This is a genomic window from Nocardioides sp. GXQ0305, from assembly GCF_050880345.1.
Lineage (GTDB): Bacteria > Actinomycetota > Actinomycetes > Propionibacteriales > Nocardioidaceae > Nocardioides.
This window is the reverse complement of record NZ_JBNYXG010000003.1, coordinates 388,278-402,240: the sequence shown is the minus strand read 5'-3', so window position 1 is coordinate 402,240 and position 13,963 is coordinate 388,278. Positions and strand designations below refer to the sequence as shown.

The following is a 13,963-nucleotide window of genomic DNA, read 5'->3' as shown; positions in this document are numbered from 1 at the left end:
TGGCCCGCATGAAGCTGCTCATCTGGATGGCGATCAACATCGTCGCCGTCGGTGTCGCCGCCTGGCTGGTCCCCGGCATCGAGTTCACCGACGGCGACCGGCTGGCCGACTACTGGCCGGCGCTGATCGCCGTCGGCGCGATCCTCGGCGTGGTCTCCGCCTTCGTGAAGCCGGTCGTCCAGCTGCTGTCGATCCCGTTCATCATCGTGACCCTCGGCCTGTTCCTGTGGATCATCAACGCGGCCATGCTCGAGCTCACCGCGTGGCTGGCCGGCCTGTTCGACCTCGGCTTCCGCGTCGACGACTTCTTCTGGAGCGCGCTGCTCGGCGCCCTGGTCATCAGCGTCGTCAACTGGGCGGTCGCCACGATCGTCGACTGATGCTGCCGTCGCCGCGGACGTCGGGCCGCTACCGGATCGCCCTGGTGTGCCTCGGCAACATCTGCCGCTCGCCCATGGCCCACGTGGTGCTCGAGCACGCGCTGGAGGAGGCAGGGCTGGGGGACGCGGTCGAGGTGACCAGCGCGGGAACCGGCGGGTGGCACGAGGGCAACCCGATGGACGAGCGCGCCGCCGCCACCCTGGTCGCGGCCGGCCTCGACCCCCGGGCCCACCGGGCGCGGACCTTCGACGCCACCTGGCACGACCACCACGACCTGGTGCTCGCCATGGACCACACCAACCTCCGCGACGTGGGCGGACGCGACGAGCGGACCCGGCTGTTCCGCGACTTCGATCCGGTCGATCCGGGGGACGACGTCCCGGACCCGTACTACGGTGGGCGTTCCGGCTTCGAGGAGGTGCTTCGCATGGTCGAGCGCACCAGCGCGTCGATCGTGTCGACCCTGCGCCACGAGCTGGGCGAGGAGCTGGCCCGGACGTGACCCGCCAGCCGCTGATCGCCAAGCGCGCCGAGGAGCTGCTCGGGGCGTCGGTGATCTCGACCGCGCCGGTGGCCGGAGGTGACATCTCCACCGCGACCCGGATGCGGCTCAACGACGGCACCACCGCCCTGATCAAGACCCACCACCACGCGCCCGACGGCTTCTTCGACGCCGAGGTCCGGGGGCTGCGCTGGCTCGGCGAGGTCGACGACGGGGTCGGCGTGCCCGACGTGCTGGCCCACGACCACGAGTGCCTGATCCTGCGGTGGGTCGAGGCCGGCAAGACGACCGTCGACGCCGCCGTCGACTTCGGGCGCCGGCTGGCGCGGACCCATCGGGCGGGGGCCGAGGGCTTCGGCGCCGAGCACGACGGGTTCATCGGGCGGCTGCCGCTGCCGAACCGGGCTGCTCAGACCTGGCCGGAGTTCTACGCCACCCGCCGGGTGCTCCCCTACCTCAAGCTGGCCCGCGACCGGGGCGCGGCGAGCGCCGACGACGCAGCGCCCGTCGAGGCGCTGGTCGGGCGGCTGGCCGAGCTCCTGCCCGAGGAGCCACCGGCCCGGCTCCACGGCGACCTCTGGAACGGCAACGTGCTGTGGGGGCTCGACGGGACGTGCCGCGTGATCGACCCCGCGGCGTACGGCGGGCACCGCGAGGTCGACCTCGGAATGCTGGCGCTGTTCGGGCTGCCCCACCTGCAGCGCGTCACCGACGCCTACGAGGACGAGCACCCGCTCGCCGACGGGTGGCGCGACCGGGTGGGCCTGCACCAGGTCTTCCCGCTGCTGGTCCACGCCTGCCTGTTCGGCGGCGGCTACGCCTCCCGCGCGGCCGACACCGCACGCCGCTACCTCTGACGTCGGCTCTCAGACACGACTCAGGGACCGGTGGCACAGTGAGGGGCGTGAATCCCGGTCCCCGTCCCCGTGTGCTCGTCGTCGACGACGACCGGGCGGTGCGGGAGTCGCTGCGGCGGTCCCTGGAGTTCAACGGGTACGACGTGTCGCTGGCCGGCGACGGGGCGGAGGCCCTGGCCAGCATCTCCGGCATCCGGCCCGACGCGGTCGTGATGGACGTGATGATGCCGCGCCTGGACGGCCTCGAGGCCACCCGGGCGCTGCGCACCGCCGGGCACGACGTCCCGATCCTCGTGCTGACCGCGCGGGACGCGGTCGGCGACCGGGTCGAGGGGCTCGACGCCGGCGCCGACGACTACCTCACCAAGCCGTTCGCGCTGGCCGAGCTGCTGGCCCGGCTGCGGGCCCTGCTGCGGCGCACCGTGCAGTCCGAGGACGCCGAGGAGGTGCTCACGTTCGCCGACCTCTCGATGGACGTCGCCACCCGCGAGGTCCGGCGCGGTGAGCGGTCGATCGAGCTGACGCGCACCGAGTTCACGCTGCTGGAGATGTTCCTGCGCCGGCCGCGCCGGGTCCTCGAGCGGTCGTTCATCCTCGAGGAGGTCTGGGGCTACGACTTCCCGACGACCGCCAACTCGCTGGAGGTCTACGTGGGCTACCTGCGCCGCAAGACCGAGGCCGAGGGCGAGCCGCGGCTGATCCACACGGTCCGCGGCGTCGGCTACGTCCTGAAGAACCCATGACCCTGCGAGACGTGCGGCCCGACCCGGCCCCCGCCGCGACGGCCACGCCGACGCCCGCACCCACCCGGTGGCACTACCGGCGGTCCCTGGCGAGCCGGCTGATCCTGCTCACGACGATCGCGGTCGGCCTCGCGGTGGCCTTCGTCGCGTTCGGCGCGTTCTGGACGGCCAAGATGCAGATGCAGTCCACGCTCGACGAGTCGCTGCTCGACCGCGCCCACAAGGCGGCCCTCGCCGGCGTCCAGCTCAACACGCGGGTGCCGTCGTGGATGCTCGGCGCGGCCGACGTCCGGATCATCTACATCACCTCCGAGCGGAGCTGGCGGTCCCCCGACCAGGGGCCCACGCTGCGGCTCGGGGAGAGCGAGCTGGCCGTCGCGCGGGGGGACTCCGAGGAGAGCGCCCGCACGATCATCGCGGCGGACGGCCAGCACTACCGCGTCGTAGCGGTCCAGGCCCCCGTCGAGGGCCAGGCGCTCGTGCTCGCACAGTCCCTGGAGCCCCAGCGCACGACGCTCGCCAAGCTCGGTGGCGTGATGCTGCTCTTCGGCCTCGCCGGCGTGATCGGCGCCGGCGCGGCCGGCTGGGCCGTCGCCCGCAACGGACTCCGACCCGTCCGGCGGCTCACCCGCTCCGTCGAGGAGATCGCCCGCACCGAGGACCTGCGGCCGTTGCCGGTCGAGGGCGACGACGAGATCGCACGCCTCGCGACGGCGTTCAACCACATGCTCGCGGCCCTCGCCGCCTCCCGGGACCGGCAACGGCGGCTGGTCGCCGACGCGGGCCACGAGCTGCGGACTCCGCTCACCTCGCTGCGGACCAACCTGGACCTGCTCGCCCAGGCCGGCGCCGACCTCCCGGACCAGGCGCGTGCCGAGCTGCTCGACGACGTCCGCGCCCAGATCGGCGAGCTGACCACGCTCATCGGCGACCTGGTCGAGCTGGCGCGCGACGAGCCGCTGGCCGCCGTGGTCGGCACCGTCGACCTCGAGGACGTCGTCGACCGCGCCCTGGCCCGGGTACGCCGCCGTGCCCCGCGGGTGGAGTTCGAGGCGACGACGGAGCCCTGGTGGCTGACCGGCGACGCGGCCGCCCTCGAGCGTGCCGTCACCAACCTGCTCGACAACGCCGCCAAGTGGAGCCCCGAGGGTGGCACGATCACCGTGACGCTCGCCCGGGGAGTGCTGACCGTCGACGACCAGGGGCCGGGGATCTCCGAGGAGGACCTGCCCCACGTGTTCGAGCGCTTCTGGCGCTCCCGCGAGTCCCGGGCGATGCCGGGCTCGGGCCTGGGGTTGGCGATCGTGGCCCGGGTCGTGGAGCGTCACGCCGGCACGGTGACGGCCGGACACTCACCAGGCGGTGGGGCCCGCCTGACCGTCACCATGCCCGGCCGGGCCACCGAGCCGGCCGAGTGAGGTCAGCCGCCGGCACCGCTCCGGCACCGTGTCGTCACGCGTGACGGTCCGGCAGTCCACGAACGCCTCCAGCCGCCTCAGCAGCGCGTCGCGCAGCCCACGCCGTGCGGGGTCGGCGACGACGTTGGTCCGCTCCCAGCCGTCGTCGCGGTAGTCGTAGAGCTCGTAGGCGTGGTCGACGCCGTCCCAGCTCGGATCGAGGTCGAAGCGGACGAGCAGCGCGTCGCGGCTGCGCACCGCGACGTACGACGGGATCAGGTCCATGGTGCCGCCGGCGTACGCGGCATCGGGGTCCAGGCCGAGGGACGGCCCCCACGTGTGCTCGAAGAACGCGTAGCCGCGGCGGTCGAGGGTCGGGTCGTGGAGCGAGGGCACCAGCGAGGTCCCCGCTCGGAAGGAGGCCGGGGGCAGGCCCGCCAGCTCCTCCAGGGTCGGGGCCAGGTCGACGTTGGACACCACGGCGGGGCGCGGGCCGGGCGCGACCCCCGGTCCGGTCACCAGCAGCGGCACCCGCACGTCGGAGTCGAACGGCGTGCCCTTGCCCCGGCCGAGGCCGTGCTGGTCGACGTGGAACCCGTTGTCGGAGGTCAGCACCACGTAGGTGTCAGGCCCCACCTCCGCCCGCAGCCGGGCGACCATCCGGTCGATCGACTGCGCCATCTGGGCGCGGGCGCGCAGCGTGAAGGCGGCCGCACCGGGGTCGACCGGCCCGCCCGGCGGCCGCCACTGCGGCGCGAGCGAGCCGTCGAGCCTCCGCGGCGCGTTGTCGGCCTGGTCGTCACCGAACCCGGGGAGGTCCGCGGCCGTCAGGTCCCCGCACGACACCGGTCCGCAGTTGCCGGCGCGTCCGGGTCCGGCCCGGTCGGCCAGGGCGGGCGGGAAGCCGGGGTCGCCCGGGTAGTGGGGGGTGTCACCGATCCGGGAGTGGGTGCCGTAGGTCGCCACCGTCAGGAAGTAGGGCCGCTCGTCGTCGCGGTGCTGCCGCACGAACTCCACCGCACGGTCGGCGATCACGTTCCCGGCGTACGCCGCGTCCTTCTCCGCCTCGGACGCCCACGCGGGCGGGGCCTCGACGTGCTCGAGCACCGCTCCGTCGGGGCCGGCGTCGAGGAGGTCGAACTCCCAGCCGTCGTAGGCGCTGCCGAACACCGGGACCCACTCCGACCACCCCGGCGGGACCGGGGGTGCGACCCCGTCCAGGGGCTCGTACTGGTTGAGGAACTTGCCGACGTAGCCGGTGGTCCAGCCGGCCTGCCGGAGCCGGACGTTGACCGCGCGCTGCTCGTTGCCGTACGCCGCGAACGCCTCCCACCCTCCGAGCGGGCCGAGCGCGTTGGGCGTGTTCGCCGTGTTGGTCAGCACCCCGGTCTGGTGCGGGTACTGCCCGGTGAGCAGGCTGGACCGCGAGACGCAGCAGAGCGAGTCGACGACGTAGCTGTGCTCCCACGAGGCGCCCTCGCGCGCCATCGCGTGGGCCTGCGACATGGTCTGGACGAGGTCGGTCGAGAGGTCGTCCATCAGGACCAGCACGATGTTCGGCGTCCGGTCCGGGACCATCGGGTGGCCGGCGAGCCGTTCCTGCGGCGCCTCCCGGGGGGCCGGCACCTCCGCGTCGGCCGGCGGCCCGGAGCGCACGCCGCACCCCGCCACGAGCGCCGGCAGCAGCGCCGCGACGACCCCGGATCGCCATCCCGCCCGCATCGCTCCCCCTCGTCACGAGCGTCAGTGTCACCATGATGACGCCTCGCGGGGCGGGTTGGTTGCCTTTCCGGCGTCTCCCTACTCGACGAGCAGGTCCCGGACCAGGCCGTGGAGCAGGTCGTAGCCGTTCTCGGTGAGGATCGACTCCGCGTGGAACTGGATGCCGCGGTAGTGGGGGCCGCGCACCAGGTGGACGTCGCCGGTGTCGGGGTGTGCGGCCACGTCGACGCCGTCGGCCAGCGGGCCGTCGGCCCGCGCCACGAAGGTGTTGTAGAACCCGACCCGCTCGGTCCGGCCGTCGATCGCGACCGGCGACTGAGTGCCCTGGAACACGATGTCCTTGAACCCGAGGGGCAGCCCGAGCTCGTGGCAGAGCGCCTGGTGGCCGAGGCAGACCGCGAGGAACGGCTGGCGTCGCTCGAGCAGCCGCGCCACCGCCGACCGCAGCGTCGCCATCTTGGGGTCCGCGCCGTCGCGCGGGTCGCCGGGCCCGGGGCCGACGATCACCAGGTCCCCCCGGTCCAGCACCGCGTCGAGGGCGTCACGCCCGGAGGGCACGTCCTCGTGGCGCACCACCTCGCTCTCGAGGCCCTGCACCCGCAGCACGTGGCGGAGCATCTTCACGAAGTCGTCCTCGCCGTCGAGGATCACCACCCGCCGGCCCCGGAGAGCCGGGTCCGGCGGCGCACCGGCCTGGTCGGTGAGCCAGAACCGGCTGAGCCGCCGGTTGCGGGCGTTGAGGGTCAGCAGCACGTCCTCGTCGCTCACCAGCTCGGCGACGTCGGTCGACGCCACCGGCGCCGGCGGGACCAGGCCGAAGGCGCTGAGGATCCCGCCGGCCTTGGCGTGGGTCTCGGCCACCTCGTACGCCGCGTCGGAGTCGCGCACCAGGGTGGCGCCGGCGGTGACGGTCAGCCGACCGTCGAGCCCGACGTCGGCGGTGCGGATGACGATCGGCGAGTCGACCACGTGCCCGCCCTCGGCGTCGCGACCGAGCAGGGCGAGCGCGGCGCCGTAGTAGCCGCGTCCCTCGGTCTCGTACTCGCTGATCAGGCGGCACGCGTTCTCCACGGGCGACCCGGTCACGGTGGCGGCGTACATGGTGTCGCGGAGCACCTCGCGCGGGTCGCGGGTGGTGCGTCCGGCGAGGAGGTACTCGGTGTGCACCAGCCGGCTCATCGGCTTGAGGAACGGCCCGAGCACCTGGCCGCCCTCGGTGCAGATGTCGCACATCATCTTCAGCTCCTCGTCGACCACCATGAAGAGCTCGAAGATCTCCTTCTCGTCGAGCAGGAAGTCGAGCAGCTGCTCCTTGAGGCCGGAGGTCGAGGTGCGAGCGGAGCGAGCCTCAGGACCCGGGATCCGGAAGGTGCCGCTGATCGGGTTCATCCGGACGTCGGCCACACCCGACGGTCCGCTCGGTCGCTCGCTCGTCCCTCGCTCGTCTCGGTCGCGGACGGGGTGCATCGACACGTGCCGCTCGGGGCTGGCCCCGATCAGGTAGCGGTCGCCGGTGAAGAAGACGTAGGTCCAGTACGCCCCGCGCTCGCGCTCCAGCAGCCGCCGGAACACGGTCAGGGCGCGGTCGGTGTCCCAGTCGGCGACGGTGGCGCGGTAGTGCCGCCCGACGACCAGGTTGGCGCCCTCGCCCTGCCCGATCTCGTCGCGGATGATCGCCTCGACGAGCTCGCCGTACTCGTCGTCGTCGGTCTCGAAGCCGCCCGGGTCGGCGAACGCGACCTCGACCTCGTCGATCGCCTCGACCACCTCGGCCACGGTGAACTCACGCTCGGACTCGACCTCGACGACGACGAGCGGGGTGCCGTCGTCGCGGGCCTGGAAGCCCCGCTCGCGGACCTGCCGGAACGGCACCGCCAGCAGCCGGTCGGCGATGTGGCCCTCCTCGGGCACGCCCGACTCCAGCGGTACGTCGAGCAGGGACTCGACGACGCTGCGCCGGCCGCCGACCAGTCCGACGGTGTCGCGGTCGCCCGCGCGCGTCGAGCGCCGGATGATCGCCCACGCCTCGTGCTCCCGCAGCGCCGCGATGGCGTCCCGGGCGGAGACGGCGGTCTCGGGCATGCGGTGCACCCTAGTCGCCGTACGACGCCTCCCCCGACGCGTCCCAGCACCGACCCCTCGGAGGTTGAGGTGCGAGGCCGTCCACGGCCGAGCCTCGAAACCGTGACAGGTGGGCAGGGCTGGAACACGGTGGGCGCTGCCCTGCGCCGGTGCGGGGTTTCGAGGCTCAGGCCCGGGGGGCCTTCGCACCTCAACCTCCGACCCCGCCCCCACCCTCGGTGGTTGAGGAGGGCCGCCAAGGCCCGTCTCGAAACCACCCTCACCAGGACAGCCGCCGGCGGCGTACGCCGTGCCCGATCCGGCACAGGTGGCTTCGAGACGGTTGCTGCGCAACCTCCTCAACCACCGAAGCCGCGCCACCTCGTCGTCCACCGGTGTCGCGCGGACGCGTCCCGCGGAGGAGGGCGGTGACTGGCACAATCCGCGGTGAGCGGGCCGGAGAGGGCCCCGATCCCGGAGCAGCTCGACGTGCACGACTCCCACCAGACCCACCTGCGGGGACTCGCCGAGGTCATCGGCGCCGGCGTGCTCTGGGGCACCGGCGGCCTGGCGATGCAGCTGCTCCGCGAGCAGGACCCGATCTCGCCGCTGGCGGTCATCGTGTGGCGCGCTGCGATCGGTGCGGCCGTCGTGCTGCTGGTCCTGGTCGTCCTGCGCCGGACGGGCGAGCTCGTGGCGCTCGTACGGCGGCACCCGGGGCGGCTGTTCGCCGTCGGTGCCGGCACCGCGGCGCTGCAGGCGTTCTTCTTCGTCTCGGTCACGATGGTGGGCGTCGCGGTGGCCACCGTCGTCGGCCTGGGCCTGGCCCCCGTGCTCCTCACGCTCGTGGACGCCGTCCGCGAGCGGCGGCCACCCGCCCGGCGGCGCGTCGGGGTGCTGGTCACCGCCCTGGTGGGGCTGGTGCTGGTCTGCACGGTGGCGGGCAGCGGGGAGACCGGGCCGCGACCGATCACCGGCGTGGTCCTGGCGGCCGCCTCGGCGGTGACCTTCGCCCTGACCACCTCCGCAGCGGGGGGACGGATCAGCCACGGCGCCTCCCCGGTCGCGCTCACGGGCGGGATGGCCCTGGTGGGCGTCCTGGTGCTGACGCCGACGCTGGCCTTCGTCGACGGCCCGGTGGTCACCCACGACCCGGCGGCCTGGGCGTGGTTGTTCTACCTCGGCGGCCTCACGCTGGCCGTCGCCTACGTGCTGCTCTACTCCGGGCTCCGGGTGACGCCCGCCAGCACCGCGGTCACCGCCACCCTCGTCGAGCCGGTGACCGCGACCGTGGCGGCGACCCTGGTCCTGCAGGAGCCGCTCGGCGTCGTCGGCGCGGCGGGCGTCGTGCTGGTGCTCGCTGGTGTCGCCGGCCTCGGGCGCCCGGCCACCACCGAGGGCCCGATCGTCAGCCCACCGTCGTCAGCAGCTGGGTGGCGCGGGTGAGCACGACGTAGAGGGTCGCCCGGCCGGTGGCCGACTCGTCCTCGATCTCCTGCGGCCGTACGACGACGATGCCGTCGAACTCCAGGCCCTTCGTGTCGAGGCCGGTCAGCACCACGACCCGGTCGTCGGCGGACGGCGTCACGGCCGAGTCGACCGCGGCGCGGGCGCCGGGCGCCTGGTCGGCCAGCTCCGGCCAGGAGGCCAGCCACGCGTTCACCTCGGAGCGCCGGGCGACCGGCACCACGATGCCGACCGTCCCGCTCACCTCGCCGGCGACCCCGACCACCGCCTCCCGGGTCGCCCGCTCGAGGTCGGGGACGTCGGTGATCACCCGCGGCTCGACGCCCGTGGAGCGGACCGCGGTCGGCAGGTCGGCGTCGAGGCCGACCCGCTCGGCGTACGCCGCGGCGTGGGCGTAGATCTCCGCGCTGTTGCGGTAGTTGGTCGACAGGTGGAACTCGTGGACCTGCTTGCCGTCGATGGCGTCGGCCCGGGCGTCCGCGGCCTCCTCGGGCACCGGCCACGACGACTGGGCCGGGTCGCCGACGATGGTCCAGGTCGCCGCGCGGCCGCGGCGGCCGACCATCCGCCACTGCATCGGGGTGAGGTCCTGCGCCTCGTCGACCAGGACGTGGGCGTACCCGTCGTCCTCGATCCGGTGGCTGGGCGGCGCCCAGGCCCGCCCGCTCGGTGCGTACTCGCGATCCGAGGCGGTGGTGAGCTCCTGGAGGTCACCACCCACGTGGTCGTCGAGCTCGTGGTGGTCCTCGTGGCGCGCAGGGACGTCACCGAGCGCGTAGCGCAGCTCGTCGACCAGCGCCACGTCCTCGACCGACAGCGGGAGACCGGGCGCGTCGCCCCAGGACTTGCTCAGCAGCCGCTGCTCCTCCTCGCTGAGCACCCCGTCGGAGACCCGGGCGAGCAGCTCGGGGTCGCGCAGCCAGCCGAACACCTCGGTCGCGGCGAGCGGCGGCCACCAGGCGACGGCGAAGTCGACGAAGTCCTGGCGGCCGAGCATCTCGTCCTCGAACGCCCCCCGGCCGCGCTCCCGACCACGCTCGCCGCGGACCTGGCGCCACATCGCGTCGAGGAGGGTGCTGGCGACGCGGGGGAGCTGCCGGTTGCGCTGGCCGTGGGACATCAGCTGGCGGCGCAGCTTGCCGAGCGTCGCCCGGTCGAGCTGGACGACGTCGTCGCGCCAGAAGACCCTGAACTCCTGCGCGCTGCCGGGCACCTGCTGCCGGGACGCGCGGCGCATCACCTCCGCCATCCGGGCCGACCCCTTGAGGTCGGCGACCGCGGGCTCGTCGTGGCGGGTCGCGCGGACGCCGTCGACGACCTCGCCGAGCGACCGCAGGGCGACCGCGGTCTCGCCGAGCGACGGCAGCACCCGCTCGATGTAGCGCATGAAGACCCCGCTGGGGCCGACGACGAGCACGCCGCCGCCCTCGTAGCGACGCCGGTCGGTGTAGAGCAGGTAGGCGGCCCGGTGCAGCGCGACGACGGTCTTGCCGGTGCCGGGGCCGCCGGAGATCGCGACGACTCCCTTGCTCGGCGCCCGGATGGCGCGGTCCTGCTCGGCCTGGATGGTGGCGACGATGGAGTGCATGGAGCGGTCGCGGGCCCGCGAGAGCTGGGCCATCAGCGCACCCTCGCCGACGATCGGCAGGTCGGTCTCGACGGAGTCGTCGAGCAGCTCGTCCTCGACCCCCAGCACGCGGGCGCCGCTGCAGCGCAGCACCCGGCGGCGTACGACGCCGTGGGGCGTGGCGGCGGTCGCCTGGTAGAACACCGCGGCGGCCGGCGCCCGCCAGTCGATCAGCAGCGAGTCGCGGTTGGCGTCACGGAGCCCGATCCGCCCGATGTAGCGCGGCTCGGGGTCCCGCTCCGGCCGGAGGTCGAGCCGCCCGAAGACCAGCCCCTCGTGGGCGGCGTCGAGCTGGGCGATCCGGCGCGCGGCCTGGAAGACCATGGCGTCACGCTCGACCAGCCCGCCCTCGTGCTCCAGCCGGCCGCGGCCGTGACCTTCGCGGGCCAGCGCCTGGGCGGCCTCGGTGGAGTGGCGCAGCTGCACGTGGACGCGGTCGACGAACGCCTGCTCGTCGGCGATTTCGCGCTCGGCGAGTTCATCGCTCACTGTGGTTCCCCGATTTCCAGGGGGCGTCGGTCCCCGTTGGCCTGATCTGGCAAGTCCTCAAGCCTACAAGGCGTCCCCCGCGGGACCGGTGCTTTCCCTCCGTTTCACCCGGTGAGCCGGTAGAGCGCCAGACCGGCGGCGTCGAGCCGCGACGTCGGTGTCGCGACCCGGATCGACACCCTGCTCCCGGGTGCCACGTCCACCGGTCCGCCGCCACCTCCGCCGCTCCCGAGGTAGGTGGTCTGGGAGCCGACCCGCTGCCCGTCCGCCGTCACGGCGTACCGCAGCACGCCGCTGGCCTCGACCCCGTCGACCACCACGAACCGCCCCTCCTCCGGCACACCCAGCCACGGCACCTGGCCGCGGCGCGCGACGGTGGCTTTCTCGAGCACCCACTCACGGCCGTCGTGCTCGATCCGCTTCTCGGCGTCGACGGCGGCGAGGTCGACCGGCGGGAAGACCGGCGTGTAGGCGCCGAGCCCGATCCGGACGTCGGGCAGCTCGCCGTCGACGACGGGCCGGCCGCCGCGGGTGAGCCACATCCGCAGCGTCGACTCCTGGCCGGCGTGCCGACCGGGCGGGAAGCCGGTGCCGGCGCTGCCGCCGGGGTCGAAGGACGAGCCGGAGTCGCAGGCGCCGCTGCTGAAGCTGCCGCGCTCGTCGGCCCACGCGAGGTGGACGCGGGTGCCGCGGGGCAGGTCGGCGCAGGTGGTGGCCAGCCAGACCGTCTCGTCGGTGGGCGTGACCGGCACCTCGAGGGACGCCTCGCCCGGTTCCCCCAGGGCGGCGCCCAGCAGGGACCTCCCGGCGACGTCCTCGCGGAACGTGAGCACCCCCTCGCCCACACCGGGCGGCGCCTGCGAGGAGTCGAGCTCGTAGACCGCGACGTCGACCTCACCGCCGCTCGCCGCGGCGACGGTGACCCGGCCCCCGCCCGGCGCCACCCAGGTGAAGTCGGCGTAGTCGGCGGCGTCGGAGGTGCGCGAGGGGACACCCTGCTCGCGGACGGCGACCCGCTGGTCGCCGCCGGGCGTCGCCCAGCTCACCAGGCGTGGGGTGTCGGAGTCGCCGAGCTCGACGACGACCCGACCGTCGCCCGACTCGGTGGACGCCAGCCGGTAGCTCCAGCCGAGCGAGGTCATGGTGTCCGGCGCGTCGGCCGGCTGCGGTCCCCGCTCGCCGAGCGAGGGGACCAGCACGACGCCGACGACGGCGAGCACGGCGCCGACGACGACCGCGCCCGCCCGCTGCTGGCGCGCCCGGCGGGCGCGGCCGTGCACGGCGGCGACGCGGACGACAGAGGTGTCGTCGGGGACGTCGTGCGCGTGCTGCGCGAGGGTGGAGCGGAGGTCCTGGAGGGTGTGCAGGTCAGGCATGGGTCTGTCCCCCTTCGGCGTCGACCAGCGACGGGTCGATCCGGAGCTTGGCGAGAGCCTTGCTGGTCTGGCTCTTGACGGTGCCGGCGGAGATCCCGAGCAGGTCCGCGGTCTGGGCCTCGGTGAGGTCCTCGAAGTAGCGGAGCACCACGACCGCGCGCTGCCGGCGGGGCAGCCGGCCCAGCGCGTCCCACAGGTCGCCGGACTCGCCGGCGCGGTCGTCGTGCCAGTGGACGGCCGAGCCCGCGTCGGGCAGCTCGTCGGTGGGCTGCTCGCCGTTCCACTTGCGGCGCCACCACGAGGCGTAGGTGTTGACGATGACCTTGCGGACGTAGGGCTCGGGGTCGCCGTCGATGCGCGACCACGCCAGGTAGGCCTTGGTCAGCGCCGTCTGCAGCAGGTCCTCGGCGAGGCCGTGGTCGCGGGTCAGCAGGTAGGCCGTCCGGAGCAGCCGCGCCGAGCGGGCGGCCACGAACTCCTCGAAGCCCGGACTGCCCACGTGCGGCCTCCCCGAGATGGTCATGGTGGTCATGCCCGTCCCTACCGGTCGGCGGGACGGGATGGTTGCCCGGCGTACGGCTATTTCTTCCTGCGCTCGAGGAAGGCGGTCATCGCCTCCCGTGCCTCCTCGCTCGCGAACAGCCGGGCCGACAGTGCCGCCATGTCGGCGCCGTGGGCGTCGATGGCGGCGACCAGGTCCCGGTTGAGGATCGCCTTCGACTCGCGCAGCCCCTGGCCAGCACCGGTGGCGAGGCTCGCGCAGACCGCTGCCACGGTGGCGTCGAGCTCGGCGGCCGGCACCGCCCGCGTCACCAGCCCGTACGCCGCCGCCTCGGTGCCGCTGAAGACCTCCCCGCCCAGGGTCGTGAGGGACGCCGCCCGCGGGGTCATCCGGTGGTGGACGGTCAGGCTGATGATCGCCGCGGCCAGGCCCAGCTTGACCTCGGTGAGCGCGAACGTCGCGTCCTCGGCGACGAGGGCGACGTCGCTCGCGGCCACGATGCCGATGCCGCCGGCGCGGACCGCGCCGGACACCTCCGTGACCACCGGCTTGGGGATGGTGGCGATCAGCCGTTGCAGCTCGACGATCCGCCGGGCACCCTCCTCCATGCCCTCGGAGGTGGCCTCGGACAGGTCGGCGCCGGAGCAGAACACCCGGTCCGCGGACCGCACCAGGAGGACCTTGACCGCCGGGTCGACCGCGGCCGCGCGGAGGTGGCCGAACAGCTCCGACACCAGCTGCCGGCTGAGCGCGTTGCGGTTGTGGGGGGAGTCCAGCGTGATCGTCGCCAGGCTGCCGCCGTCCAGCGTGGTCACGTCGAGGTGCACGAGCTCGTTCAT

12 protein-coding genes are annotated in these 13,963 nt (G+C 74.1%); 6 read left to right on the top strand and 6 right to left on the bottom strand.

Annotation, left to right across the window (positions count from 1 at the left end; genetic code table 11):
- The first annotated feature begins 8 nt into the window (after positions 1-8).
- The 5 genes from ACQ1X7_RS10540 to ACQ1X7_RS10520 are packed head-to-tail and all read left to right on the top strand — an operon-like array spanning position 9 to position 3,901.
- Entirely contained in the window at positions 9-380 is a 372-nt protein-coding gene (locus ACQ1X7_RS10540) for a phage holin family protein (RefSeq protein WP_432478139.1), read from the top strand.
- Positions 380-883 (top strand): low molecular weight protein-tyrosine-phosphatase, encoded by a 504-nt coding sequence (locus ACQ1X7_RS10535; RefSeq protein WP_432478138.1) that lies wholly within the window; start codon positions 380-382, stop codon positions 881-883. Before ACQ1X7_RS10540 ends, ACQ1X7_RS10535 begins: the two co-directional genes overlap by 1 nt.
- Positions 880-1,740, top strand: a complete 861-nt coding sequence (locus ACQ1X7_RS10530) for a fructosamine kinase family protein (RefSeq protein ID WP_432478137.1) — start codon at positions 880-882, stop codon at positions 1,738-1,740. The genes ACQ1X7_RS10535 and ACQ1X7_RS10530 overlap by 4 nt, the downstream gene beginning before the upstream one ends.
- Before the next feature lie 47 nt (positions 1,741-1,787).
- Positions 1,788-2,483 carry a response regulator transcription factor gene (locus tag ACQ1X7_RS10525; protein WP_432478136.1) on the top strand — a complete coding sequence of 232 codons (696 nt, stop codon included), beginning with the start codon at positions 1,788-1,790 and terminating at the stop codon, positions 2,481-2,483.
- Entirely contained in the window at positions 2,480-3,901 is a 1,422-nt protein-coding gene (locus tag ACQ1X7_RS10520; protein WP_432478135.1) for a sensor histidine kinase, read from the top strand. Before ACQ1X7_RS10525 ends, ACQ1X7_RS10520 begins: the two co-directional genes overlap by 4 nt.
- Here the strand turns inward: ACQ1X7_RS10520 and ACQ1X7_RS10515 are convergent.
- Together ACQ1X7_RS10515 and ACQ1X7_RS10510 are read right to left on the bottom strand one after the other, a co-directional pair.
- Positions 3,836-5,602 carry a sulfatase-like hydrolase/transferase gene (locus ACQ1X7_RS10515; RefSeq protein ID WP_432478134.1) on the bottom strand — a complete coding sequence of 589 codons (1,767 nt, stop codon included), beginning with the start codon at positions 5,600-5,602 and terminating at the stop codon, positions 3,836-3,838. The two genes, ACQ1X7_RS10520 and ACQ1X7_RS10515, sit on opposite strands and share 66 nt — an antisense overlap.
- Positions 5,603-5,680: 78 nt before the next feature.
- The gene (locus ACQ1X7_RS10510) at positions 5,681-7,684 is read right to left on the bottom strand and encodes an anthranilate synthase family protein (protein ID WP_432478133.1); all 2,004 of its coding nucleotides are present in this window, start codon (positions 7,682-7,684) and stop codon (positions 5,681-5,683) included.
- 426 nt (positions 7,685-8,110) lie between these two features.
- On the opposite strand from ACQ1X7_RS10510, the gene ACQ1X7_RS10505 reads away from it, so the two are divergent.
- The gene (locus ACQ1X7_RS10505; RefSeq protein WP_432478132.1) at positions 8,111-9,109 is read left to right on the top strand and encodes a DMT family transporter; all 999 of its coding nucleotides are present in this window, start codon (positions 8,111-8,113) and stop codon (positions 9,107-9,109) included.
- Here ACQ1X7_RS10505 and ACQ1X7_RS10500 read toward each other — a convergent pair.
- From ACQ1X7_RS10500 to ACQ1X7_RS10485, 4 genes are all read right to left on the bottom strand, one after another.
- A complete protein-coding gene (locus tag ACQ1X7_RS10500) occupies positions 9,072-11,246 on the bottom strand; it encodes a HelD family protein (RefSeq protein WP_432478131.1) in 2,175 nt (724 codons plus the stop codon). The genes ACQ1X7_RS10505 and ACQ1X7_RS10500 overlap by 38 nt on opposite strands.
- Positions 11,247-11,350: 104 nt before the next feature.
- The gene (locus ACQ1X7_RS10495; protein WP_432478130.1) at positions 11,351-12,622 is read right to left on the bottom strand and encodes a hypothetical protein; all 1,272 of its coding nucleotides are present in this window, start codon (positions 12,620-12,622) and stop codon (positions 11,351-11,353) included.
- Positions 12,615-13,154 carry a SigE family RNA polymerase sigma factor gene (locus ACQ1X7_RS10490; RefSeq protein WP_432478129.1) on the bottom strand — a complete coding sequence of 180 codons (540 nt, stop codon included), beginning with the start codon at positions 13,152-13,154 and terminating at the stop codon, positions 12,615-12,617. Before ACQ1X7_RS10490 ends, ACQ1X7_RS10495 begins: the two co-directional genes overlap by 8 nt.
- A gap of 47 nt (positions 13,155-13,201) precedes the next feature.
- Positions 13,202-13,963, bottom strand: a complete 762-nt coding sequence (locus ACQ1X7_RS10485) for an enoyl-CoA hydratase-related protein (protein ID WP_432478128.1) — start codon at positions 13,961-13,963, stop codon at positions 13,202-13,204.